This is a genomic window from Thalassomonas actiniarum (genome assembly GCF_000948975.2).
GTDB lineage: Bacteria > Pseudomonadota > Gammaproteobacteria > Enterobacterales > Alteromonadaceae > Thalassomonas > Thalassomonas actiniarum.
In genome coordinates, this window is sequence record NZ_CP059735.1 from 6,017,474 (window position 1) to 6,038,894 (window position 21,421).

The following is a 21,421-nucleotide window of genomic DNA, read 5'->3' on the forward strand; positions in this document are numbered from 1 at the left end:
ATATCTAATCTTTTAAAATTTGTTTCAGTTTATCTTGCTGTTCGGCAGACAAGGCTTGTTTTTCTTTCACCTGAGGTTTGCGGCGAAGAATATAAATAATCACGCTAAATCCCAGCAGCAATAAAATAGCCGGGCCAAACCACAAAATATATGTGGTGTTGTTAACCTTAGGACGGTAGAGCACAAACTCGCCGTATCGGTCGACCATGTAGTTCATGATCTCCATATCCGACTTGCCTTCATGTAACAAGTTGTACACCTGACGGCGCAGGTCGGCGGCTATCGGTGAATTGGAATCTATCAGGTTCTGGTTCTGGCATTTGGGACAGCGTAACTCTTTGGTGAGCTCCTGATATCTTTTCTCGGTCACCTTATCGCGAAATTCATAGGTATCGACCGGGCTCGCCTGTGCGCTGCCCAAGAAAAGCGTGCCTAAAAGCATAAAGACAGAAAATAAAACCTTGCTGTTTTTAAATAAAGTCAACATCTGCACTAGCTCCCTTGCTGTTCCGCTTCGATTTGTTCGATCAGGGGAAGAAATTCACTTTGCCATACCCTGGCATCGATCACCCCGGCAAAACGTTTGCGGATCACCCCGTCACCGTCGATGACAAAAGTTTCCGGTGCGCCATAGACCCCAAGATCCAAACCTAAGGTTCCCTGCTGATCAAAAATCGAAAACACATAAGGGTCGCCGAGTTGCTGCAACCACTGGTTCGCCGGACCACGTTCATCCTTATAATTGAGGCCAAACACCGCCACCCGGTCGCTTTTGGCAATTTCCAGCAGATAAGGGTGTTCGTAACGGCAAGACGGACACCAGGTCGCCCAGACATTCAGTAATTTAACCTTACCTTTAAGATCGCCGGCATTGACGGTTTCACCGGCATTTTTTAAGGTCGATAATTCAAAATCCGGCAGCTTTTTACCCACCAGGGCAGAAGGCAATTCCTGGGGATTTAAAAACAGCCCCTGGTACAACACCCCGCCCAGGGCAAGACAGACGATTAACGGCAATAAACGGATTAATTTATTCATGGCTTATTTTCCCTGCCCTGCTGTTTCAACTCTGGCATAAACAGGTGCCGCAGCTCCTGCCACCAGTTCGGGTGCTACCTCGGTGCCGCCCTGGCGCTGTAATTCTTTCGCGCTTTTACGGCGGCGATAACGTTTATCCAGCATGGCAAAAACACCGCCAAGCCCCATAAAGATGGCACCCAACCAGATCCAGCGCACGAACGGTTTAAAGTGCACCCGAATTGCCCAGGCACCGTTATCGAGGGGATCTCCCAGGGCAACATAGACATCACGGAACAAACCGGGATCTATACCCGCTTCCGTCATCCCCATGGTCTGTACCAGATAAGTACGGCGCTCGGGTTTTAGCAGGGCAATAAAGTCCCCGTCTTTATAAACGCTTAATTGTCCCTGCTCGGCACTGTAGTTAGGTCCCTGCACCGGCTTTACGCCACCGAATTTGATTTCATAACCGGAAACAAACACGCTGTCGTTAACCGCCATTCTGACATTCATTTCTTTTTCATAGCTGGACACTAAAGTCACACCGACAATTGTCACGGCAATACCGGTATGGGCCACCGCCATACCTAAATGGCTCAGGCTCAATCGCGACCAGGCCCAGCCCCCCTGGGGTAAGCGGACCTGCTTGATGAGTTCTTTGATAACAACCGATGCCACCCAGCACGCCAGGGCCATACCGCCGGCGACCAGGAAGTCAAATTCGCCGCCATAAAGGAAAGGGAAAGCGATACCAAAAATCACACTGCCAATGGAAACCGGGCTCAGCTGCTTGCGCAACTCGCCTTTCTTGGCCTTTTTCCAGCGGATCATAGGCCCTATGCCCATCACAATAAACAGCAGGCTCATAATAGGCACAAAGACCGCGTTAAAGTACGGTGGTCCCACGGAAATCTTGCCCATGCCCATGGCATCGACAAATAACGGATACAAGGTGCCCAGCATCACGGTCACTGCGGCAACCACTAAAATAATATTACAGATCAACAGGGCCGTTTCCCGGGAATACAAGGCAAACCGGCTGAAGCTGGCAACATTGCTGGCTCTCAAGGCATATAAGGTCAGGGAGCCTATCACGGTAATAGCCAGCAACAGCAAAATAAACAGGCCACGTTCGGGATCTGCGGCAAAAGAATGCACCGAAGTGATGGCCCCGGAACGTACTAAAAAGGTGCCTAATAAACTCAGGCTAAAGGCAAAAATCGCCAGTAATACCGTCCAGTTCCTGAAGGTGCCGCGTTTTTCCGTGACCGCCAATGAATGGATCAAAGCCGTGCCCACTAACCAGGGCATAAAGGAGGCGTTTTCTACCGGATCCCAGAACCACCAGCCGCCCCAGCCAAGTTCGTAATAAGCCCACCAACTTCCCAGGGCAATACCTAAGGTTAAGAACACCCAGGCGCCTACCGTCCAGGGACGGGACCAGCGGGCCCAGGCAGCATCCATCTTGCCGGACATTAACGCAGCGATGGCAAAGGCAAAGGCGACAGAGAAACCGACATAACCCATATATAACATCGGCGGGTGAACAATCAAGCCAACATCCTGCAATAAGGGATTCAGGTCACGGCCTTCAAGCGGCACATTCGGCCATAAGCGGTCGAACGGGTTAGAAGTAAGTAAAGTAAAGGCGATAAAACCAACCGAAACCATGCCCATAACAGACAATACCCGGGCGATAAAAGCTTCATCTATGCCTTTGCTGAACTTGGCTACCGCCATGGTCCAGGCGGTAAGCGAAAAGACCCAGAGCAACAGGGAACCTTCATGTCCACCCCAGACGGCACTGATCTTAAAATAATAAGGTAAGTGGCTGTTGGAATGACCGGCAATGTATTTCACGGAAAAGTCGTCGACGACAAAACTATATCCGAGAATAAAAAGACTGACGGCGGTAAAAGCGAACATGCCGAAGGCCAAAGGCCTGGCATAAGCGGCTAACTTCTGTTGTTGACTAAATACGCCGATCATTGGAATGGTGCTTAAACAAATGGCAAAGGCCATAGCAACAATCAGTGCAAAGTGTCCCAGTTCAGGTATCATTTCTCTCTCCGCTCCTTAATTTGTCCGCCGTGCAAGAGCAGCCAAAGTAAAGACCTTATTAAACAGTTACTGCGGTAAAAACACCTTATTAAGAATTTTCTTAACTCAATCTTATGCTTAGAAAGTAAGTTAGTAATCACCTTAACAACGGCAAATCTTTTTACCGATAGAAAGTTTGCCAATTCTAGCATTATCTTGTCTGATTTAGCAGCAAAGATAATTGTAATCCGCCAATCGAAGATGAATTTTCTTCATTTTCGAACAGGCTGGCATTTAACAGACGTTATAGTATGATATTCGCCAAACGGATTCTAAGATCTATATCAAATCATCAGTAGTAAAGGTCAGTTATGATATGGCTGATGATACGGTCAACAGCCAGAAGTGAATGCCATTGTCAGAAATACGATCCCCATTAATTGAAGCCCGCCAGCTCAGCTGTATCCGGGAAGACAGAATTCTTTTTGAACACTTAAACTTAGCGGTATTCCCCGGTGAAATTGTTCAGGTAGAAGGCCCCAACGGCGCCGGTAAAACCAGCCTGTTACGTATATTAGCCGGTCTTTCCAGCCCCTATGACGGCGAAATCTGCTACCAAGGACAGGGGATCCGCTTTTGCAAAGAGCAGTTTCACCAGGATCTGCTGTATTTAGGCCACCTGCCCGGGGTAAAAGGAGAAATGTCCGCCCAGGAAAACCTGGCCTTTAACCTCTCCCTGCACGGCCTGGATGACGAACAGGCGGAAACCACCTTAAGCGAAGTGAATTTATTGGGCTTTGAAGATGCCCTGGCCTCCCACCTGAGCGCCGGACAGCACAGACGTATCGCCCTGGCCAGGTTGTGGCAGTCCAAAGCCAAAATCTGGATTTTAGACGAACCTTTTACCGCCATAGATAAAAACGGCGTGCAAAAACTGGAGCAGCTTTTTTTAACGCACGTAGCACAGGGGGGTTGTGTGATCTTAACCACGCACCAGGATCTTTCCTTCGATAAAGTAAAAAAAGTTACTTTGAATTACCGGTTTTATTAACAGTATTATTAAACGGCCAGCCATGAATCATCAGCAACCTCTTTCTTATCGCAGCGCTTTTATGTTGATCCTCAAACGGGATTTAACCATAGCTTTTCGCCACCAGGACGATATCTTCAATCCGCTGCTGTTTTTTATTATTGTCGTCACCCTGTTTCCCTTAGGAATAGGGCCTGAAGCCAATACCTTGTCCCGCATTGCTCCCGGGATTATCTGGGTTGCCGCCTTATTGTCCACCTTGCTGTCACTGGACAGGCTATTTAAATCGGATCATGAAGACGGCTCACTGGAGCAGATGTTATTAAGCCCGCATCCGGTGTTTATCCTGGTACTGGCAAAAATTTTCGCACACTGGCTGGTGACCGGCTTACCCTTGATCTTAATTGCGCCGGTATTGGCGGTGTTATTACACCTGGACGAAAACTCTTACCTGGCCCTGATGCTGACCTTGTTGCTGGGCACACCCGTGCTGAGTTTGCTAGGCGCCATAGGGGTTGCCTTAACCGTAGGCATTAAAAAAGGTGGCATTTTATTGAGTTTATTAGTATTACCCTTATATATCCCGGTATTAATTTTTGCCACCAGCGCAATAGATACCGCCGCAATGAACTTACCTTATAGTGGCCAGCTTGCTATAATTGCAGCTCTGTTTTTTGGTTCATTGACCTTAGCCCCATTTGCTGCTGGCGCAGCTTTAAAAGTGAGTACTAACTGATATGTGGAAATGGTTACACCCTTATGCAAACCCGGAGAAGTCTTATCACTTTACCGGGAAATTACTCCCCTGGTTTAATTACCTGGCCCTGATCTTTTTAACCGTGGGCCTGACCTGGGCATTATTGTTTGCGCCGCCGGATTACCAGCAGGGTGAAAGCTTTAGGATCTTTTACCTGCATGTTCCCGCCTCTATACTGTCCATGGGCATCTATCTGGGCATGGCGATAGCCGCTTTGTCGAGCCTGGTGTGGCAGCTTAAGCTGGCGGACGCTTCTGCTGCGGCATTAGCCCCGGTAGGCGCCGTGTTTACCGCCATCGCCCTGTTCACCGGGGCAGCCTGGGGTAAACCTATGTGGGGTACATGGTGGGTCTGGGATGCCAGGATCACTTCAGAGCTGATCTTATTATTTTTATACCTTGGGGTTATTGCCCTACACAACGCCTTTGAAGATAAAAATCTGGCGGGTAAGGCCGCCGGAATTTTAGCCCTGGTGGGTGCCATCAATTTGCCCATCATTCATTACTCGGTGGAATGGTGGAACACCCTGCATCAGGGCGCCACAGTCAGTAAATTCGGTAAACCGGCCATGGCTGCCGAAATGTACTGGCCGTTTTTAATTTGCTTTTTCGGTTTCAGCTTTTTAGTGGCCGCCATCGCCAGCGTACGTTTTCGTACCGAGATCCTGGCGCGCAACAGTGTCCGTCCCTGGGTCAAGGCCCTGGTGCTGGCAAAGGAGGATAAATAATGCAATTTGACAGCTTCAGTGACTTTTTGCACATGGGCGGTTATGGCTTCTATGTCTGGCTCTCCTACGGCGTCGGCTTCGTACTGCTGTTATTGCTTTTTCTGATCAGCAAGGCACAGCATAATTCGGTCAAACAGCAAATCGCCAAACGCCAGCAGCGGGAAGCGAAGCTGCGCCAGGCAGCCGAGCAACATAAACAAGAAATTCAGCAAGAAAACAAGGTTTCCACAGAGGTATCATCATGAACCCCAGACGTAAAAAGCGCTTAACCATAGTCAGCTCAATCCTCCTTGGCCTGGCTGTGGTAGCCGGCCTGGTCTTATACGCCCTGAGCCAGAATATCGATTTATTTTATACCCCGAAGGAAATTCTCCAGGGCAAAGAAGATACCGAGCTTAGGCCGGTCATTGGCCAGCGTTTACGCATCGGCGGCCTGGTAGTACCCGGCAGTGTCAAACGTAACGAAGACAGCCTGAAAGTGTCTTTTAAACTGGCGGACATGAGAATGCCCATGGTCTTTAATGAAAACGACCCTATGGTGACGGTACATTACGACGGCATCTTGCCGGATCTGTTCCGTGAAGGCCAGGGCATAGTCGCCAACGGCGTGTTAACCTCGGAGGCCATCATAGATGCCAGCGAAGTGCTGGCCAAGCACGATGAAAACTATATGCCGCCTGAGCTGGCAGACGCCATGAAAGAAGGTAATGCAGACAAGGCCATGCACGGGAAATCGGCCTACAATAAAGGCTGATTGTTATCCTTTAATCCGAAATGAAATAACACAGAGGCAGGGCGATTAATCCCCTGCCTTTTTTATCGCCTTTAAAAATAATACCAATTTTATTAAATATCTAACCATCTTCGATGGTCTAAATCTCCAGATCCTGCGTTGTTTTCAATCACAATAGCTTGCTATTGCTCAATCAAACGCCTTGTTCTTGAAAATTTATCCTCACCGAATTTTGGTCATCTACTTAATGCAATTGGTATAATCCAATGCAGCATTAACCGTAACGCCGCGCCGCAACCAAGGTATTCTTTAACAAACAGGCTATGGTCATGGGGCCGACACCACCCGGTACAGGTGTTATTGCTGCCGCCACTTCAACAGCCGCCTGATAATCTACATCCCCGACCAATCTGGTTTTACCTTCAGTGTCTTCAATCCGGTTAATGCCGACATCAATCACGGTTGCCCCCGGCTTGATCCAGTCGCCTTTGACAAAATTAGCCCGGCCCACAGCCGCCACTAAGATATCTGCCTGACGGCAGATCTGTGCCAGGTTTTCGGTGCGGGAATGGGCTATGGTGACGGTACAATTTTCCTGCAGCAGTAAGATTGCTAGCGGTTTGCCGACAATATTCGAGCGCCCGATCACCACCGCATGCTTGCCGCTAAGATCTTCGCCTAAATGGCGTTTGGCCAGGATAACACAGCCTTGAGGCGTACAAGGCACCAGGGCATCCCCGCTGCCATTAAGCAGACGGCCGGAATTGAGGGCATGAAAACCATCAACATCTTTTTCAGGATTGATGGCCGCCAGCACCTTAGCTTCGTTGATATGGGCCGGCAAGGGCAACTGTACCAGGATACCGTGTACATCCTTATCCTGATTTAATTGTTCCAGCCGAGTCAGTAGCGCTTCCTCCCTGATATCCACCGGCAGGCGGATTTCTTGAGAGTGCATACCCAGCTCGCGGGTTTGTCTGACCTTATTGCGCACATAAACTTCACTGGCGGGATCTTCCCCCACTAAAATCACCGTCAGCCCGGGGACGATATTTTTTTCTTGTTGTAATTGAAGTACTTGCATCGACAGCTGCTTCCTTAAATCTGCCGCCGCCTGTTTACCGTCTATTCTCATTTTCCTTTCCTGTTAACAGCATCAAAAGAGCCAATAAACCAGCTTACCGGCACCGGGCAATATCATAGCACTTTAGCGGCGCTTTTATTTTGATCCAAAACCGGGCGATTGCCGCTAAAATCGAAAACAGCAAATCATACGAATTAAAAACGTTAAAACAAAAAGTTACCAAATATATATTAAAAAACACTAAGAAAGATCCAAATAAAATTTTACAAACCGACCGCGCGGTCTGTAAAATATCCCCATAATGATCAGAGGTAACTATGCGAAACCCAGAAACAACCCGGCAGAAAATTCTTGAGATCAGCGCTGAAGAAATCCATCAGCATGGTTACACCGGCGCCAGTTTATCTGTGATATTGGCGCGCAGTGAAATTTCTAAAGGTGCCCTATACCATCATTTTGCCAATAAACAGGCATTAGGTTATGCGGTATTGGAAGAGGTTTTTACCCCTATGTTTATCGAAAGCTGGCAACAGGCACTGCAAAATGACGACCCCATAGCCGGTATGTGTCATTTACTCGCACAAATGGCAGAAAGTGCCGACAGTGACGGTTTATCGTGCGGCTGCCCGATGAACAACCTGTCTCAGGAAATGGCGGCGATAGATGAAGGTTTTCGGTTAAGGGTTTTTGCCATGTACCAGCAATTAAATCAGTTGATTGTTGCCGCCCTGGCCAGGATCAAAACACAATTGAAACCGGAGCTGGAATTAGAACAGGTTGCTTATTTTATTATTGCCAGCATTCAGGGCGCCGCCAGCCTGGCCAAGAGCTCCAGATGTTGTCAGTTATTCTCTAACCTGCTGAATGAATTACAAAGCTACCTCAGGGGATTACGTGTGTAATCTGCTGTAAGCATAAAAACGGAGCGATTCCGTTTAAGATAGATGAATGATTAGCCGCTGCAAACTGCTAACGTCATTTGCCCCAAACTACATTGAGTATATTTTCATACTAAACAAGGAACATGAATGAAAACTTTAGCCCGACAACTTTTCCTAGCCTTAATGGTGCTCGTCAGCTTTAGCAGTTTTGCCGCCAGCGAAAGTGCTTATCAGGTGGTGAGTCAGGCCGGAGATAAATTATTTTCCAGGATCAAAGCCGAACAGGCACAAATTAAAACCGATGCCGGGCTGCTCGAAACCATAGTCGAGCAAGAGCTGATGCCCTATATTGACTATCAATACGCGGCCTATAAAATTCTCGGCAAACACTTGCGTAAAACCACCAAGGAACAACGCAAAGAGTTTGTCTTAGCCATGCGTCATTACCTGGTGAGAACCTATGCCAGCGCTTTGAAACAATATAAACAGCAGAAAGTAACCTTTCATCCGCCGGTTAAAAGCGGCGGTAAAGTGGTCGCGGTAACCGCGGTTATTTCCGATGCCGAACGTCCGGACATTAACATTGACTTTAAAATGCGTTTAAACAAGAAAAAGCAGCAATGGAAAGCCTTTGATATGGTGGTTGAAGGTATCAGCTTACTCAGCACCAAGCAGGCTGAAATCGCCAAGAAAATCCGCGAGCAGGGCATAGATAAAACCACGGCACAACTTGCAGCGGCTTAATTGCTATTTAGTTGCCTAAAAATTTTCTTCACGAAAACAAAAAAGGTATTCACCTAAATGAATACCTTTTTTGTTTGTGGCTTAAGGTTTTACCTAACTAAGCGTCAGGCTTAATTCTGCCAGGCACCTTTGGCCGTAATGCCCAATTCATGATCGGCAATAATACGATCACCGACTTTATTTAACACATCCACTTCACCGTCACAGACGGCAATAATAGACTTCCCTTCCCGAAACGCATCGGAAATAATCACCCTACCAGAATCGCTTTGCGGAAACTCATGCACCTTATGTAATAACTCCAAAGAAAGGTCGCTATAATAAATCACAGTAACCTTACGTAGTGACGCTTGACTCATACTTTTCATTTACTCTTTGATCTTGTTTGGAAAAACCGGACCAGGTTACAAGACCTTAACTGGCGGGCTCAATTCTGGTTACTTTATAACCAAAATACACTAAAAAGTAAAGAAATTCCGCTTTTCTCCCGATAAGAGCCCCGAGAAAAGACCCGGCCAATAAAGGCTTTTTTTAACAAAAAACCTAACATTTGAAGACTTGCTGTCCCCGAATCCAGGTGCCGGAAACGGTCAAATTTTCATCCAGCAATACCAGGTTGGCATCAGCCCCCGGCCTGATCATACCAAGACCTGCTCGCCCGAGGTAATCAGCAGGATAACGGCTGGCCATGGCAATGGCTTCTTCCAGCTCAAGTCCAAGCAGGTAATGCGTATTACGCACCGCCGTCGCCATATCTAATACCGAACCCGCCAGCTCTCCGGTAGTGGATGTTAACTTGCCCTGATTTAAGGTGACTTTACGATCAAAAAAGGCAAATTCCGTTTGCTGTGTACCCACCGGCGGCATTGCATCTGTCACCAGAAAAACCTTGCCTTTAGGCTTGGTTTTTAGGGCCAGCTGGCAACTGATTTTATCAACATGAAAACCGTCAACGATTAAACCGCAACTGGCATCATCGTTCATCAGGGCGCAGCCGACCATGCCGGGTTCACGCCCCTGCAAGGGGGACATGGCATTAAATAAATGAGTAAAACCATCGGCACCGGCATCAACTGCCTGTTGCGCCTTGAGATAATCGGCATTGCTATGGCCGAGGCAAACCTTAACTCCCAGCTCTACCAGGCGGCGAATATCTTTTGCCGCCACGGTTTCCGGCGCCAGGGTGATCATCATCAGCCCGAGATCTTTACGGGCATATAGCTGCCATTCGCCATCGGAAATTTCCCGGATGAATTGTCCGCTATGAGCGCCTTTTTTCCCCTCGGATAAATGAGGTCCTTCAAAGTGAATACCGATAATCCCGGGCACCTTTTCTTTCAGCGCCTGTGCCACGGCATCGGCTGCCCGCTGCATAATGGCTAATTTATCGGTGATCAAGGTGGGTAACATGGCGGTCGTGCCAAAACGGGCATGGGCCGAGGCCATGGACCTTAACGCCGCCACATCCGGCTGATGATTAAAAAGCACACCGCCGCCGCCGTTAACCTGTAAATCAACAAACCCCGGGACAAGCAGGCCATCGGCAAAAGCATCGGCAGCAGCCGTTTCTCCGTCAATGGCGATTATTTTTCCCTGCTCCAGGGTCAGGACACGGTTTTCCCGATAGCGAATACCGTCAAACACCCGCCGGGCATGTAACCGGAAACCTTTTAACTTGGCATACATGTCAACGTCCTTTTTAGCGCTTCTTATTATCAGGAAAACGAATCAAAAACTAAGCCGAAGCAGCCTGTTGCCGGGCATCCTGCTGCTGAGCATAAAGTACCGCACCTATCTCCGCCGGCCACACCGGCAAGGTCAGCATCTTCTGGACATCTTGTGCCAGCCAGGGCACCAGGCGAACCGCCAGTCCCCCCACCAGGGATAATCTCGGCGCTTTCTCCTGCCACAACTTTCTCGCTAACTGGTTGAGGTAATCGGCGCCTTCATTGACTATCGCCAGGGCCATGGTATCCCCCTGCTCCGCCGCATCAAACACCAAATTAGCCAGCTGGGCATAAAAAGTGGCCGGTTTACCGACAACAAGCTCCACCAGAGCTATGGTGTCCTTGCAGCCTAAAGTATTCAGTACTTGCCGGTTTAAACAACTATTCAGGGTTAAGCCGTCAAGGGACTGCAAAACTTTCGTCACCAGTTGCAAACCGAACCAGGAACCGCTGGCGATATCCCCCTGAGGAAAACCGTGCCCCCCCAGCATCAGCGACTGACCATCAACGCAGGAAAAACCGCACGAGCCGGTTCCGGTGACGATCACGGCGCCATCCGCCCCGTTATGCGCTCCTAAGCAGGCAATCAGCAGATCATTGGTCAGGTACATTTGTCGAAACGGGTTTTGCCAGGCTAACATTTGCTCAAGCAAACCGGGCAGGTTCATGCCCGCCAGCCCGGCGCCTGTGATCAGGCGTTGCAGCGGATAATCCGCCATGCCGGCATCCGCTAACGCCAATCTGGCAGAGTCAACAATAGAAGCCGTGGCCTGTTCAAAACCATGAAGCGGATTCGCCGGCCCCGACAGGCCCTGCCCCAATGTTTCCAGATTAGCCGACATCAGCACGGCTTTACACTTGCTGCCTCCGCCGTCGATGCCTAAATACAGTTGCTGATCATCTTTGATAGCAGACATCCTCTCTCCACAGTAGAAAATTCATGAGAAATCAGCGAAAAAACCGATAATAATCGATTAAGAAAAGCGCTTTGATTTTTGTTCTTTATATCATATACCCAAGCCACTTGGAAATGCCGGTTCAGAGCTAAGCTAGAGCATCAGAGCAAGGCGCAACACGCATATAATGGTTATTCCCTTATAAAGTGTTGCAACGCAGCACTGGTGTTCTAGCTTAGCTCCCTTAGGACAAGGCGATAAACGGCCACCTCCTGCGTTATTAAATCTTCAAATAGAATTACTGTTCGTAAAATTTAATGCCTTGAATATAGCCGTTTCTCGACTTGCTGAATCCTGCATTTCCAGGTGGTTTGGGTATATAGGGTGCAGTAGTGTACTGATTGAAAATAATTAAACGAGAAAAATTTGTTAAATTCCGGCAATTTTTACGGATATCATGCGGCTCAAGGCAAAAAAAAGCGCGTAATCTGCTGTTACGCGCTTTCAGACATCAAGTTTTTAAACGGATGTAGAGAGGTTATTGGCTGGCTTTTTTATAAAAACGCAGCAGGTTTTCGGTAGAGCAGTCATGGCCGGGATCTATGGTATTGCTTTCCAGCTCATGCTGGATTTTCGCCGCCAGCCCTTTGCCTAATTCCACCCCCCATTGGTCAAACGAGCAGATTTGCAAAACAATCCCCTGCACAAAAATTTTATGCTCGTACAAGGCGATTAAACTGCCCAAAGTGGTCGGATCGATGCGTTTTAACAACAAGGTATTGGTGGGGCGATTACCCTTATGCACCTTATGGGGGGCAACGGTATCGATATAGGCATCGGTTCTGCCTTTGGCTTTCAGATCCGCCCTGACCTGTTCTTCATCAACCCCGGTCATCAGCGCCTGGGTCTGGGCAAAGAAGTTTGACATCAGGGTTTCATGATGGCCTTTTACCGGGGTAACACTGGCTACCGAGCCGATAAAGTCGGCGGGCACCACGTTATTGCTTTGATGCAGGTACTGGTAGAAAGCATGCTGGCCGTTAATGCCCAGCTCTCCCCAGATAGAAGGCACAGTGGCATAGTCCACTTCATCGCCGTCCCAGGTCACCGACTTGCCGTTACTTTCCATTTCCGCCTGCTGCAAATAAGCAGATAACATATGTAAGGTTTGATCATAAGGTAAGATCGCCTGGGATCTCGCTCCCAGGAAAGTGGTGTTCCAGACGCTGAGCAGGGCCATGATCACCGGCATATTCTCTGCCAGCGGAGCAGAAAGAAAGTGCTGGTCCATTTCATGGGCGCCGTCAAGCAAGGCACGGAACTGATCAAAACCGAGATCCAGGGCGATCGGCAGACCTATCGCCGACCACAGGGAAAAACGTCCGCCAACCCAGTCCCACATATCAAAAATATTGTCCGCCTGGATGCCAAAACTCATGGCATTTTCTTTATTGGCGGTTACGGCAACAAAATGTTTGGCCACCGATTTTTCATCAAAAGAAGATGACGTCAGCCAGTTGATGGCGGTACGGGCATTGGTCATGGTTTCCGTGGTGGTAAAGGTTTTTGACGAGACAATAAACAAGACCTTTTCCGGATCCAGCGGACGCAGAATTTCCACGATTTGTGCGCCGTCGACATTGGACACGTAATGGACATTGACACTGTTATCGCTGTAATGCTTCAACGCCTCGGTTACCATTTGCGGACCAAGGTTGGAGCCGCCGACACCGATATTGACGATATCGGTAATACGCTTACCGGAATAACCGAGCCAGTGTCCCTGGCGCACCTTATTGACAAAGGCTTCCATTTTCGCCAGCTGCTGCTGTACATGGTCGGTTACGTTTTCACCGTCCACCACCAAAGGCTCGTCGCTGTGGCGTCTTAAGGCCGTATGCAGCACCGCCCTGTGCTCGGTTTTATTGATTTTTTCACCGCTGAACATTTTTTCTCGCCAGGCCGTCACTTCGGTTTCTTCGGCGAGTTTCAGCAAGGTTGCCATGGTTTCGTCATCGATCAGGTTTTTCGAATAATCCAGCAACAATCTAGGCAACTCAATAGAGAATTTATCAAAACGTTTACTGTCTTCAGCAAATAACGTGTTCATGTGCTGAGACTTTTTATCTTGAGCTAGCTGGTTCAATTTTTTCCAGCTGGCTAATGTTTGGCGAGCTAACATATTCAATCCTATAGTGCTTTAAGCTGATATTTGATCATGCTGCTTATCCGGCAAATACAAACGGCAAATAAACAACAATGACAAAACGACATTTCTTGACACAAGTGTCAAGATTTTATGATATCACAAGTTCTCCGGGTTCTTGAATTTTATCTTGTATTAATTATCCGATAAGAATGGCAAAGCCACCAGCCCTTATTGCCCCTTTATCAGGCAGAGGTTGACCAGCAAATGCAAATACCGCTATCCATCGCGGTCTTATCAGCAGAAGATAGCGAAAAATCAATAAAACCAAGAATAGCGGATAAAGGCAGGCAGAGATTACTGCGGCGCATATGCCCGGATAAACATGGCGACAGTGGCGCAGATATAATCGTCAATTTCTTCCGGGGTCAGTTGTTTACGGGTATTAAATTCAATCCTTAACCAGGCCTCGCCTTTGAGCATAGTTAAAAACTGTACCGCCGCATGATGCGGATTGGCTATCGACAAGGCCTTTTTTTCATCCAGCAACGCCATCAGTTTGGCCACTTCCGTGGTTAACCGCTCAGGCCCGGCATGGTAAAACAATTCCGACAACTGGGGATAACTCTTGGATTCATAGGCACATATTTTATGTACCGCCAGGGTTTCCTTGGCAATGAGCATGGAAAAAAACCGTTTCGCCACCGCCAGCAAGGTGACATTGACGTCAGAGAAGTCTTCCAGGGAAAAATCCAGCATACGGTAAGAATCGCATTTTTGCTCGATCGCCGCGGCAAACAAATCGTCTTTACTGCCGAAATGGCTATAAACCGTTTGCTTTGATACATCTGCCTGCCTGGCGATAAGATCCATGCTGGTAGTGGCATAACCTTTTTCGGTAAACAGCTCGGTGGCGGCGTCCAGTATCTGTTTACGCTTGGTTTCATTCTTACTGCGGTTTTTTTGCATCTGTAATCCCATCGACATCTTCGCCGGCTATTCTACCAAAAGATACCAGTCTAACAAAATAGACTAGACAGTCTAGCAAGTTAAAACTAGACTATACAGTCTAGTTTGATTTAATGATACAACAAGGTTAGCCATGTTTTCCCTGAAAAGCTCAAGGTACCGCCGCGGACTATTTTTTACCTTAGTAAATCTGATGCTTGTATTTGTCTTGTCCGGCTGCAGCGATGCCGAACAAGCAGAAGCAGGAACCACCATCCACAGCGCCCGGATGTTGACCATAACACCGGAAGCGGGTTATCCGCTGGCACGGGAATATATCGGCGAGCTCACCACCAAACAACACACAGATCTCGGCTTTGAGTTCAGCGGCAAGATCAACAGCATAGCTTTTGACAGCGGCGACGAAGTCCGCCGCGGCGAAATCCTGGCAAGCCAGGATACCGAACTGTTAATGATCAAACACGCCGAGCTCGAGGCTAAAATCAAACAAAACAAGGCGCAAATCACCTTAAACCAGGCCAATTTAAAACGTATCAAGTCGTTAATTAATAACGGTTATACTTCTGAGCAGAGCCTGGATGAATTAAATGCCGAATACCAGGTCCTGCAGGCGGGCCTGCAGGGGTTACACGCCAGCTTAAAAACCATAGAGTACCAGATGGAAAAGGCCAGCTTGATCGCCCCCTTTGACGCCACCATCGGCGAACGCTTTTTATCCCAGGGACAGGTGCTGAACGCCGGCCAAGTCGCCTTTCGCCTCATCGCCAAAAATAACAATGAGATCTCCGTCGGCGTGCCTGCCAAACTGGCGGCCAAGCTCGAGCTTGGCAACATCTTCAGTGTAGAAATCAATGATACTTTATTTAACGCCACCTTAATCGCCATCGGCAAGCAAGTGGATAAAACCAACCGCACCGTACAATTACGACTATTGCCCCCGGCAAACACCAAAGGATTCAATGGCCAGCTGGTGCGGGTCAATATCAGGCAAGAGATCCAGAAAAGCGGCTACTGGTTGCCGTTAAGCGCCATCACCGACGGGGTGCGCGGCCAGTGGAATATTTACCTGGCGCAGCAAATCGGCGGCGGCCGATACCAAATCAAGGCTGCAACGGTTTCTGTAGTTCATACCACGGAAAACGACGCCTTTGTCAGCGGCCTTGAAGCAAACGAACATCTGGTTATCGCCGAAGGTTTGCACAGATATGTCCCGGGACAGATCATCAACAAGCACCAGGGAACACTGGCGGTTAAAACCAACAGCCAGCAAACCGGGCAAGAAAAGGCCGGTACCTTATGATCCGCTCTTTTGTTAAAAATGGCCGTTTAATGTCATTGGTGATAGTGCTGCTGATCGTTTCCGGTCTGGCCGCCCTGTCCACCTTGCCGCGCACCGAAGATCCGAGAATACAAAACCGGGTTGCCAGTGTGATCACTTATATGCCGGGCGCCAGCGCCGAGCGCATCGAAGTATTGATCAGCGAAAAAATCGAGCAGAAGCTGCGTAAGTTGTCGGAAATCAACCTGATCACTTCCGTCTCCCGTCCGGGCATTTCCGTGGTGCAGCTGAAATTGCAGGATGAAATCAATCAACCTGAGCCGGTCTGGTCCAGAGTCCGGGATCTGGTCAGTGATCTCGCGCCGCAATTACCCGCCAGCATAGTACCGCCTGTGTTGGAAACCGACCGGGGTTATGCCTATACCCAGTTGATTGCCCTGAACTGGCAGGGAAATACCGAGATAGATATTGCCAGCCTGGGACGTTATGCCAATGAATTGCAAAACCGGCTGCGCACCGTCGGCGGCACCGATCTGGTATCCATTTTCGGCCAGGGAGAAGAAGAAATCCTGGTGGCGATAGACCAGGCACAAAGCAGCCGTTTAGGTTTATCTGCCGCGCTGATTTCAGAAAAAATCCGCAGTGCCGATGCCAAGGTTGCCGCCGGGGCCCTGGTTAACCTCAATAACCAGATGCAGGTGGAATTAACCGGCGCCCTGGATACGGTGGAAAGGATCCGCAATATTCCCCTCAGGGACAATGACAATGGCTCGGTATTACGTTTAGGGGATATCGCCTCGGTGAAGAAAAGCCTGGCCTGGCCCGCCAGTGAAATCGCCCTGGTCAACGACCAGGCTTCCGTGGTAGTGGCAACGAGGATGTTGCCGGATTTACGCATAGATAAGTGGACGGAAAAGGTCAACCAGCAAGTAGCAAACTTTGCCCGAGAGCTGCCCCAGAACATAAAGCTGGAAGTGCTGTTTGATCAAAATACCTATACCGAAAAAAGACTCGGCGATCTCATCACTAATATCAGTGTCGGTTTTATCCTGATTTCCCTGGTATTACTGATCACCCTGGGTTGGCGCTCGGCGTTGATCGTCGCCGTTTCCCTGCCGTTAACCGTGTTATTTACCCTGGCGATGATGAATTTTTACGGCCTGCCGATCCACCAGATGTCGGTCACCGGCTTAGTGGTGGCTTTAGGCATCATGGTAGACAATGCCATCGTCATGACGGACACCATACAGCAAAAACGCCAGCAGGGCATGCGCCGCCTGGACTCTGTCGGTTACGCCGTCAAACATTTATGGCTGCCGCTGCTCGGCTCCAGCGTGACCACGATTCTGGCCTTTATGCCCATCGTCCTGATGCCGGGTCCGGCAGGCGAGTTTGTCGGCGGCATTGCCTTAAGCGTGATTTTTTCCCTGATCGGCTCTTACCTGATCTCCCACACCATAGTGGCCGGATTAGCGGGACGTTTTATCGGCAAAGGCCAAAGCAATGCACAAAGCTGGTACCGGGCCGGTATTGCCTTGCCGCGATTGAGCCATGCCTTTCAAGCGAGCCTGACCTGGGCAATAGAGCACAGAAAAACCACCATAATCACGGTTTTTTGTCTGCCGCTGCTGGGTTTTGTGCTCGCCAAACAGCTAAGCGAACAATTCTTCCCGCCGTCTGACCGGGACATGTTCCAGATAGAGCTGTTTTTACCGGCACAAAGCAGCATCAAACACACCCAAGCCGTTAGCCAGGAGGTCAGCCAGTATCTGTACCGACAGCAAGGCATAGAAAAAGTCCGCTGGTTTATCGGTAAAAATGCCCCCTCCTTCTACTACAATATGCTGCCCACCAAAGACGGCCTGCAAAATTACGCCCAGGGTATGATCACCGCCAGCGACTTTAACCATGCCAATACCCTGATCCCGCACATTCAAACAGAATTAGACAAGCTGTTTCCCCAGGCGCAGATCCTGGTGCGCAAGCTGGAGCAGGGACCGCCGTTTAATGCCCCGGTGGAGCTGAGAATATTTGGCCCCAACCTGGATACCCTAAAAACCATAGGGGATGATATACGCCAGCTGATGAGTACCACAAAGGACGTGATCCATAGCCGCTCAACCCTGCAGCCGGGTACCCCTAAGGTCTGGGTCCAAACGGATGAGGAAGCGGTCGCCCTGGCGGGATTGTCTTTAACCAATATTGCCGGCCAGCTCAATACCACCTTAGCCGGTAATATCAACGGCTCGGTGATCGAAGCAACCGAATCCATCCCGGTCAGGGTCAGGATAGACAATGGCGAACGCCGGGAGATCACGGATCTCGCCAATATCCAGCTGCTCAGCAGTAAAAGCGAGCAGGCGATCCCGCTGACGGCACTGGCAGAGCTGAAACTTAAACCCAGCCGGGGCGCCATCCCCCACAGGGACGGCGTGCGGGTAAACGTGATTGAAGGTTATATCCGCGCCGGTGTCCTGCCTTCCGTGGTCCTGGCCCGGATACAGGAAAAAATGGCACAGCAGCAATACCAGGTGCCCGCCGGATACTATATCGAAGTAGGGGGCGAGTCAGCCGAACGTGACGAAGCGGTAGGCAAATTATTGGCCAGTGTCGGGGTGATCTTCACCTTGCTGATCACTGTGGTGGTGTTATCTTTTAATTCCTTCCGTCTCAGCGGCATTATTTTCCTGTCTGCTTTCCAGTCGGTGGGTTTGGGGCTGCTGAGTATTTATGTCTTTGACTATCCCTTTGGCTTTACCGTGATCATCGGCCTGCTTGGCCTGATGGGACTGGCCATCAATGCCGCCATAGTGATCATCGCCGAATTAAAGTCGGACCCGGATGCCGTGCGCGGCGATACCAAAGCGATAGTGCGGGCGGTATTAAGCTGTACCCGGCATATCAGCTCCACCACCATCACCACGGTCGGCGGCTTCTTGCCCCTGATACTGGCAGGCGGCGGTTTCTGGCCCCCGTTTGCGGTGGCGGTAGCCGGCGGTACCGTCTTAACCACCTTGTTATCGTTTTTATTTGTCCCGGCGCTGTTTTCCCTGTTTAGCCAGAAAAGGGCATTCGAGACCTCGGAGCAAATTTCAACCGAGGCATTAACCGGCAATAGCTAAGAAAAAGGGCAGGCTAAGCCAGACGGCGTAGCCTGCCCTTGATATTGCTCTTTAAATTTCCCCTTAAACCGGCTTATCAGGCACCCAGGACAGGTCCGTTTTCACTTTCCCCTGTTTGACCGAGCGTACCACCTGGACGATCTTCGGCCAGTTAAGGGTCCATTCAATATATTCCAGGGCATCATCTACCAGGATGGAAAAGTCATTATGCAGCTGATATTGATTGAGATCGGCAATTTCTGTGAGCATCGATTCCACCGCCAGCGGTTCTTCACCGATATGGGCAATACCTTGATATTTCTCCGCCAAGGAAGGGAAGTAATCTTTAACAATGCCTTTCGCCCAAATAGAGGCAAAGGTTTCTTTACTCCCAGGGCCGTCGCTTTTGCCGGTACCCGCAGTGAGCTTCCCCCATTGACGGCGTACCTCGGTAATGCGTTTTAAGCCCACCTCAACCAGCAAATCCCTGAGGTTATTTCGGTCTGACTTGGTAAATGCCCCCTTTTCCAGCGCACTTTGCAAAGCCGCGGCTAACACCCCTTTAGAGCAGTCCTCCCGCTTAAGATTATCCCAGATGGCTTGCTTGGCTTGGGTTAAGTCCCGCCGCCGATACTTCACCACCGGATCCGAGTTGATCCAGGCATCAAGCACTGTGCCCCAGAGCAAGGTGGGCAAATAGGTGCCAAAGACATATTTCGGTAAATCCTTGATCGGCGCACGTGCCTTCTTCACCATTACCAGATCCAGCTTGGCATCGCTGAGCATGGGCTCCACAGCCGATCTGAAGGTGCTGAGGTGGCGTAACTCCCGGTGCAAACTGTACTTGAGATGATCATCAATCCACATCACATACAGGGTAAAATTACTGAATGGCGGCAGATCCAGGATAGCCCCGTCACTCAGGCACAGCATGGCGCCGGAAATGATAGAAGCCGCAGGATTGCCGCCGATTTTGCCAATGCCGCTCACTCCTTTGAGTGCCAGCCCGGTTTCATTTAAACCATAAAACTTTCTCGCCAAAGCAGGGTCGAAAACCTTTTTCGCATAGCGCTCCCAGGCAAAAGACCCCTGCCCTTCATTGCCGGCACTTTTTTTGGCGATGGCAATCTCACCTTTAACAACAGGTAACGCCGGAAATACCCGGGTTGCAAAGGCTCCCCGCCAGGCATCAAAGCTTTTGCTGTTCTCCGGCGGCCTCAGCGCCTGGGTATCGTAAGAAGCCGACAATAAAAAAGTGGCAATCCCGGGCTCATCCATACGCAGCCGGTAAGCACGGAGACAGGAGATAATGGTTTTAAAAAGCCCCAGGTTCGACAGCTGTTCATTTTCCTGTCCCCGAAAGATCACATCATAATCCAGGCGAAATACCGGCACCCCGGAGCCCAGCATCCTAAGACGCAGGAAAGCTTCAACAATCTTGGGAGTATCATAATGAATATCTTTATTTTTTCCGATAAACCACCAATGCAGATTTTCAGCTGTTGCCAGGTTCATACGGCCAAAAATATCCAGCAAATCTATCGGCGTAATAATGCGTACCCGGGCAGATAACCGGGGATAAGTGCGTACTTGCTCCGCCAAACTTTTCCCCAGCTCCATGGAAAACCTGATATAGGTTTGTTCGAGCAAATCCTCACGGCTTTTCCCCCGGGCAATGCCGTTAAGGCAATCAGAAAATCCCGCCGCATAAAAGATGATCAAATTACCCTCATAGGCAGGCGAAGTCAGCAGGCTATACAGCCCTTTCACATGGCGCTTGAAATAGCGTACCCCCCGGAGCTGGCCAAAGTTAAAACTAAAGTCAAAATCACGGCAGGCGGCCCAGGCAAGAAAGTCTTTAAAATCGTCCAGGCCGGCTAAATCTTCAAAGCCCTTGACACTGTTAATGTCTTTTAGAGGCTTTAAATTATGAACCTGTTCAAAGTCGTTAAAACTTTTTATTTTCTTTAACTCTGCCGCTTTAGGGCCCGTCAGCTGCTTCAGGGATTTCAGGAATTTCGACTTCTTAAGGTAATCTAGGTAGCTGGCGTAGCGATAGGTTTTAAAATCATCACCTTCCCCGTAGTTATAATGGGTATATAACACGTACTTAACGGATGCCGGCTGCTCCACGAGCTGCTCTCCCGGTGAAGTTAATAGCTTTGAAGCTAATACCTATGAATCATTGCCGATGAATAAGTATAGTAAATTCACGACAAAGCACAGATAAGGAGCAAAATGATCACTTGTTTGAGGACGGGAAACAAAAAAGGGGCGATACCCGGTA

The 21,421-nt window shown here is 49.3% G+C and carries 19 protein-coding genes; 9 read left to right on the top strand and 10 right to left on the bottom strand.

What is annotated here, in order from left to right:
- Window positions 1-4: 4 nt before the first annotated feature.
- The 3 genes from SG35_RS26040 to SG35_RS26050 are packed head-to-tail and all read right to left on the bottom strand — an operon-like array spanning window position 5 to window position 3,081.
- Window positions 5-487 carry a cytochrome c-type biogenesis protein gene (locus SG35_RS26040; RefSeq protein WP_044836194.1) on the bottom strand — a complete coding sequence of 161 codons (483 nt, stop codon included), beginning with the start codon at window positions 485-487 and terminating at the stop codon, window positions 5-7.
- A gap of 5 nt (window positions 488-492) precedes the next feature.
- A complete protein-coding gene (locus SG35_RS26045) occupies window positions 493-1,038 on the bottom strand; it encodes a DsbE family thiol:disulfide interchange protein (RefSeq protein WP_044836187.1) in 546 nt (181 codons plus the stop codon).
- 3 nt (window positions 1,039-1,041) lie between these two features.
- A complete protein-coding gene (locus SG35_RS26050) occupies window positions 1,042-3,081 on the bottom strand; it encodes a heme lyase CcmF/NrfE family subunit (RefSeq protein WP_084693026.1) in 2,040 nt (679 codons plus the stop codon).
- Window positions 3,082-3,469: 388 nt separating this feature from the next.
- On the opposite strand from SG35_RS26050, the gene ccmA reads away from it, so the two are divergent.
- Genes ccmA through ccmE form a run of 5 tightly spaced genes read left to right on the top strand, consistent with a single transcriptional unit; the run spans window position 3,470 to window position 6,328 of the window.
- Entirely contained in the window at window positions 3,470-4,111 is a 642-nt protein-coding gene (gene ccmA, locus SG35_RS26055) for a cytochrome c biogenesis heme-transporting ATPase CcmA (RefSeq protein ID WP_152646845.1), read from the top strand.
- A gap of 22 nt (window positions 4,112-4,133) precedes the next feature.
- Window positions 4,134-4,826, top strand: coding sequence for a heme exporter protein CcmB (gene ccmB, locus SG35_RS26060; protein WP_044836188.1), 693 nt, complete (start codon window positions 4,134-4,136; stop codon window positions 4,824-4,826).
- Between the two features lies 1 nt (window position 4,827).
- Window positions 4,828-5,574 carry a heme ABC transporter permease gene (locus SG35_RS26065; RefSeq protein WP_044836189.1) on the top strand — a complete coding sequence of 249 codons (747 nt, stop codon included), beginning with the start codon at window positions 4,828-4,830 and terminating at the stop codon, window positions 5,572-5,574.
- Window positions 5,574-5,819: a heme exporter protein CcmD gene (gene ccmD, locus SG35_RS26070; RefSeq protein WP_044836190.1), complete on the top strand. Its 246-nt coding sequence runs from the start codon at window positions 5,574-5,576 to the stop codon at window positions 5,817-5,819. Before SG35_RS26065 ends, ccmD begins: the two co-directional genes overlap by 1 nt.
- On the top strand, window positions 5,816-6,328 hold the full coding sequence (gene ccmE / locus SG35_RS26075; protein ID WP_044836191.1) for a cytochrome c maturation protein CcmE: 513 nt from the start codon (window positions 5,816-5,818) through the stop codon (window positions 6,326-6,328). The genes ccmD and ccmE overlap by 4 nt, the downstream gene beginning before the upstream one ends.
- A gap of 253 nt (window positions 6,329-6,581) precedes the next feature.
- Here the strand turns inward: ccmE and folD are convergent, their stop codons facing one another.
- The gene (gene folD / locus SG35_RS26080) at window positions 6,582-7,442 is read right to left on the bottom strand and encodes a bifunctional methylenetetrahydrofolate dehydrogenase/methenyltetrahydrofolate cyclohydrolase FolD (protein WP_044833271.1); all 861 of its coding nucleotides are present in this window, start codon (window positions 7,440-7,442) and stop codon (window positions 6,582-6,584) included.
- 266 nt (window positions 7,443-7,708) lie between these two features.
- Between folD and SG35_RS26085 the strand changes: the two genes are divergently transcribed.
- Window positions 7,709-8,293 carry a TetR/AcrR family transcriptional regulator gene (locus SG35_RS26085; protein WP_044833270.1) on the top strand — a complete coding sequence of 195 codons (585 nt, stop codon included), beginning with the start codon at window positions 7,709-7,711 and terminating at the stop codon, window positions 8,291-8,293.
- Window positions 8,294-8,419: 126 nt separating this feature from the next.
- Complete coding sequence (locus SG35_RS26090; protein WP_044833269.1) at window positions 8,420-9,016, top strand: MlaC/ttg2D family ABC transporter substrate-binding protein; 597 nt, start codon at window positions 8,420-8,422, stop codon at window positions 9,014-9,016.
- A 110-nt stretch (window positions 9,017-9,126) separates the two neighbouring features.
- On the opposite strand, the gene SG35_RS26095 is transcribed toward SG35_RS26090, so the two are convergent.
- The 5 genes from SG35_RS26095 to SG35_RS26115 form a co-directional block, all read right to left on the bottom strand.
- On the bottom strand, window positions 9,127-9,384 hold the full coding sequence (locus tag SG35_RS26095; RefSeq protein ID WP_044833268.1) for a TIGR02922 family protein: 258 nt from the start codon (window positions 9,382-9,384) through the stop codon (window positions 9,127-9,129).
- Window positions 9,385-9,559: 175 nt separating this feature from the next.
- Window positions 9,560-10,702 carry an N-acetylglucosamine-6-phosphate deacetylase gene (nagA, locus tag SG35_RS26100; RefSeq protein ID WP_044833267.1) on the bottom strand — a complete coding sequence of 381 codons (1,143 nt, stop codon included), beginning with the start codon at window positions 10,700-10,702 and terminating at the stop codon, window positions 9,560-9,562.
- Window positions 10,703-10,751: 49 nt separating this feature from the next.
- Complete coding sequence (gene nagK, locus SG35_RS26105; RefSeq protein ID WP_044833266.1) at window positions 10,752-11,660, bottom strand: N-acetylglucosamine kinase; 909 nt, start codon at window positions 11,658-11,660, stop codon at window positions 10,752-10,754.
- Between the two features lie 517 nt (window positions 11,661-12,177).
- Entirely contained in the window at window positions 12,178-13,821 is a 1,644-nt protein-coding gene (pgi, locus tag SG35_RS26110; RefSeq protein WP_044833265.1) for a glucose-6-phosphate isomerase, read from the bottom strand.
- Window positions 13,822-14,142: 321 nt separating this feature from the next.
- Window positions 14,143-14,754, bottom strand: a complete 612-nt coding sequence (locus SG35_RS26115) for a TetR/AcrR family transcriptional regulator (protein ID WP_044833264.1) — start codon at window positions 14,752-14,754, stop codon at window positions 14,143-14,145.
- A 193-nt stretch (window positions 14,755-14,947) separates the two neighbouring features.
- Between SG35_RS26115 and SG35_RS26120 the strand changes: the two genes are divergently transcribed.
- Both SG35_RS26120 and SG35_RS26125 read left to right on the top strand, forming a co-directional pair.
- Window positions 14,948-16,054 (top strand): efflux RND transporter periplasmic adaptor subunit, encoded by a 1,107-nt coding sequence (locus tag SG35_RS26120; RefSeq protein ID WP_160298306.1) that lies wholly within the window; start codon window positions 14,948-14,950, stop codon window positions 16,052-16,054.
- Complete coding sequence (locus tag SG35_RS26125; RefSeq protein ID WP_044833262.1) at window positions 16,051-19,155, top strand: efflux RND transporter permease subunit; 3,105 nt, start codon at window positions 16,051-16,053, stop codon at window positions 19,153-19,155. The genes SG35_RS26120 and SG35_RS26125 overlap by 4 nt, the downstream gene beginning before the upstream one ends.
- Before the next feature lie 63 nt (window positions 19,156-19,218).
- Here the strand turns inward: SG35_RS26125 and SG35_RS26130 are convergent, their stop codons facing one another.
- Window positions 19,219-21,267, bottom strand: a complete 2,049-nt coding sequence (locus SG35_RS26130; protein ID WP_044833261.1) for a hypothetical protein — start codon at window positions 21,265-21,267, stop codon at window positions 19,219-19,221.
- Window positions 21,268-21,421 lie beyond the last annotated feature (154 nt).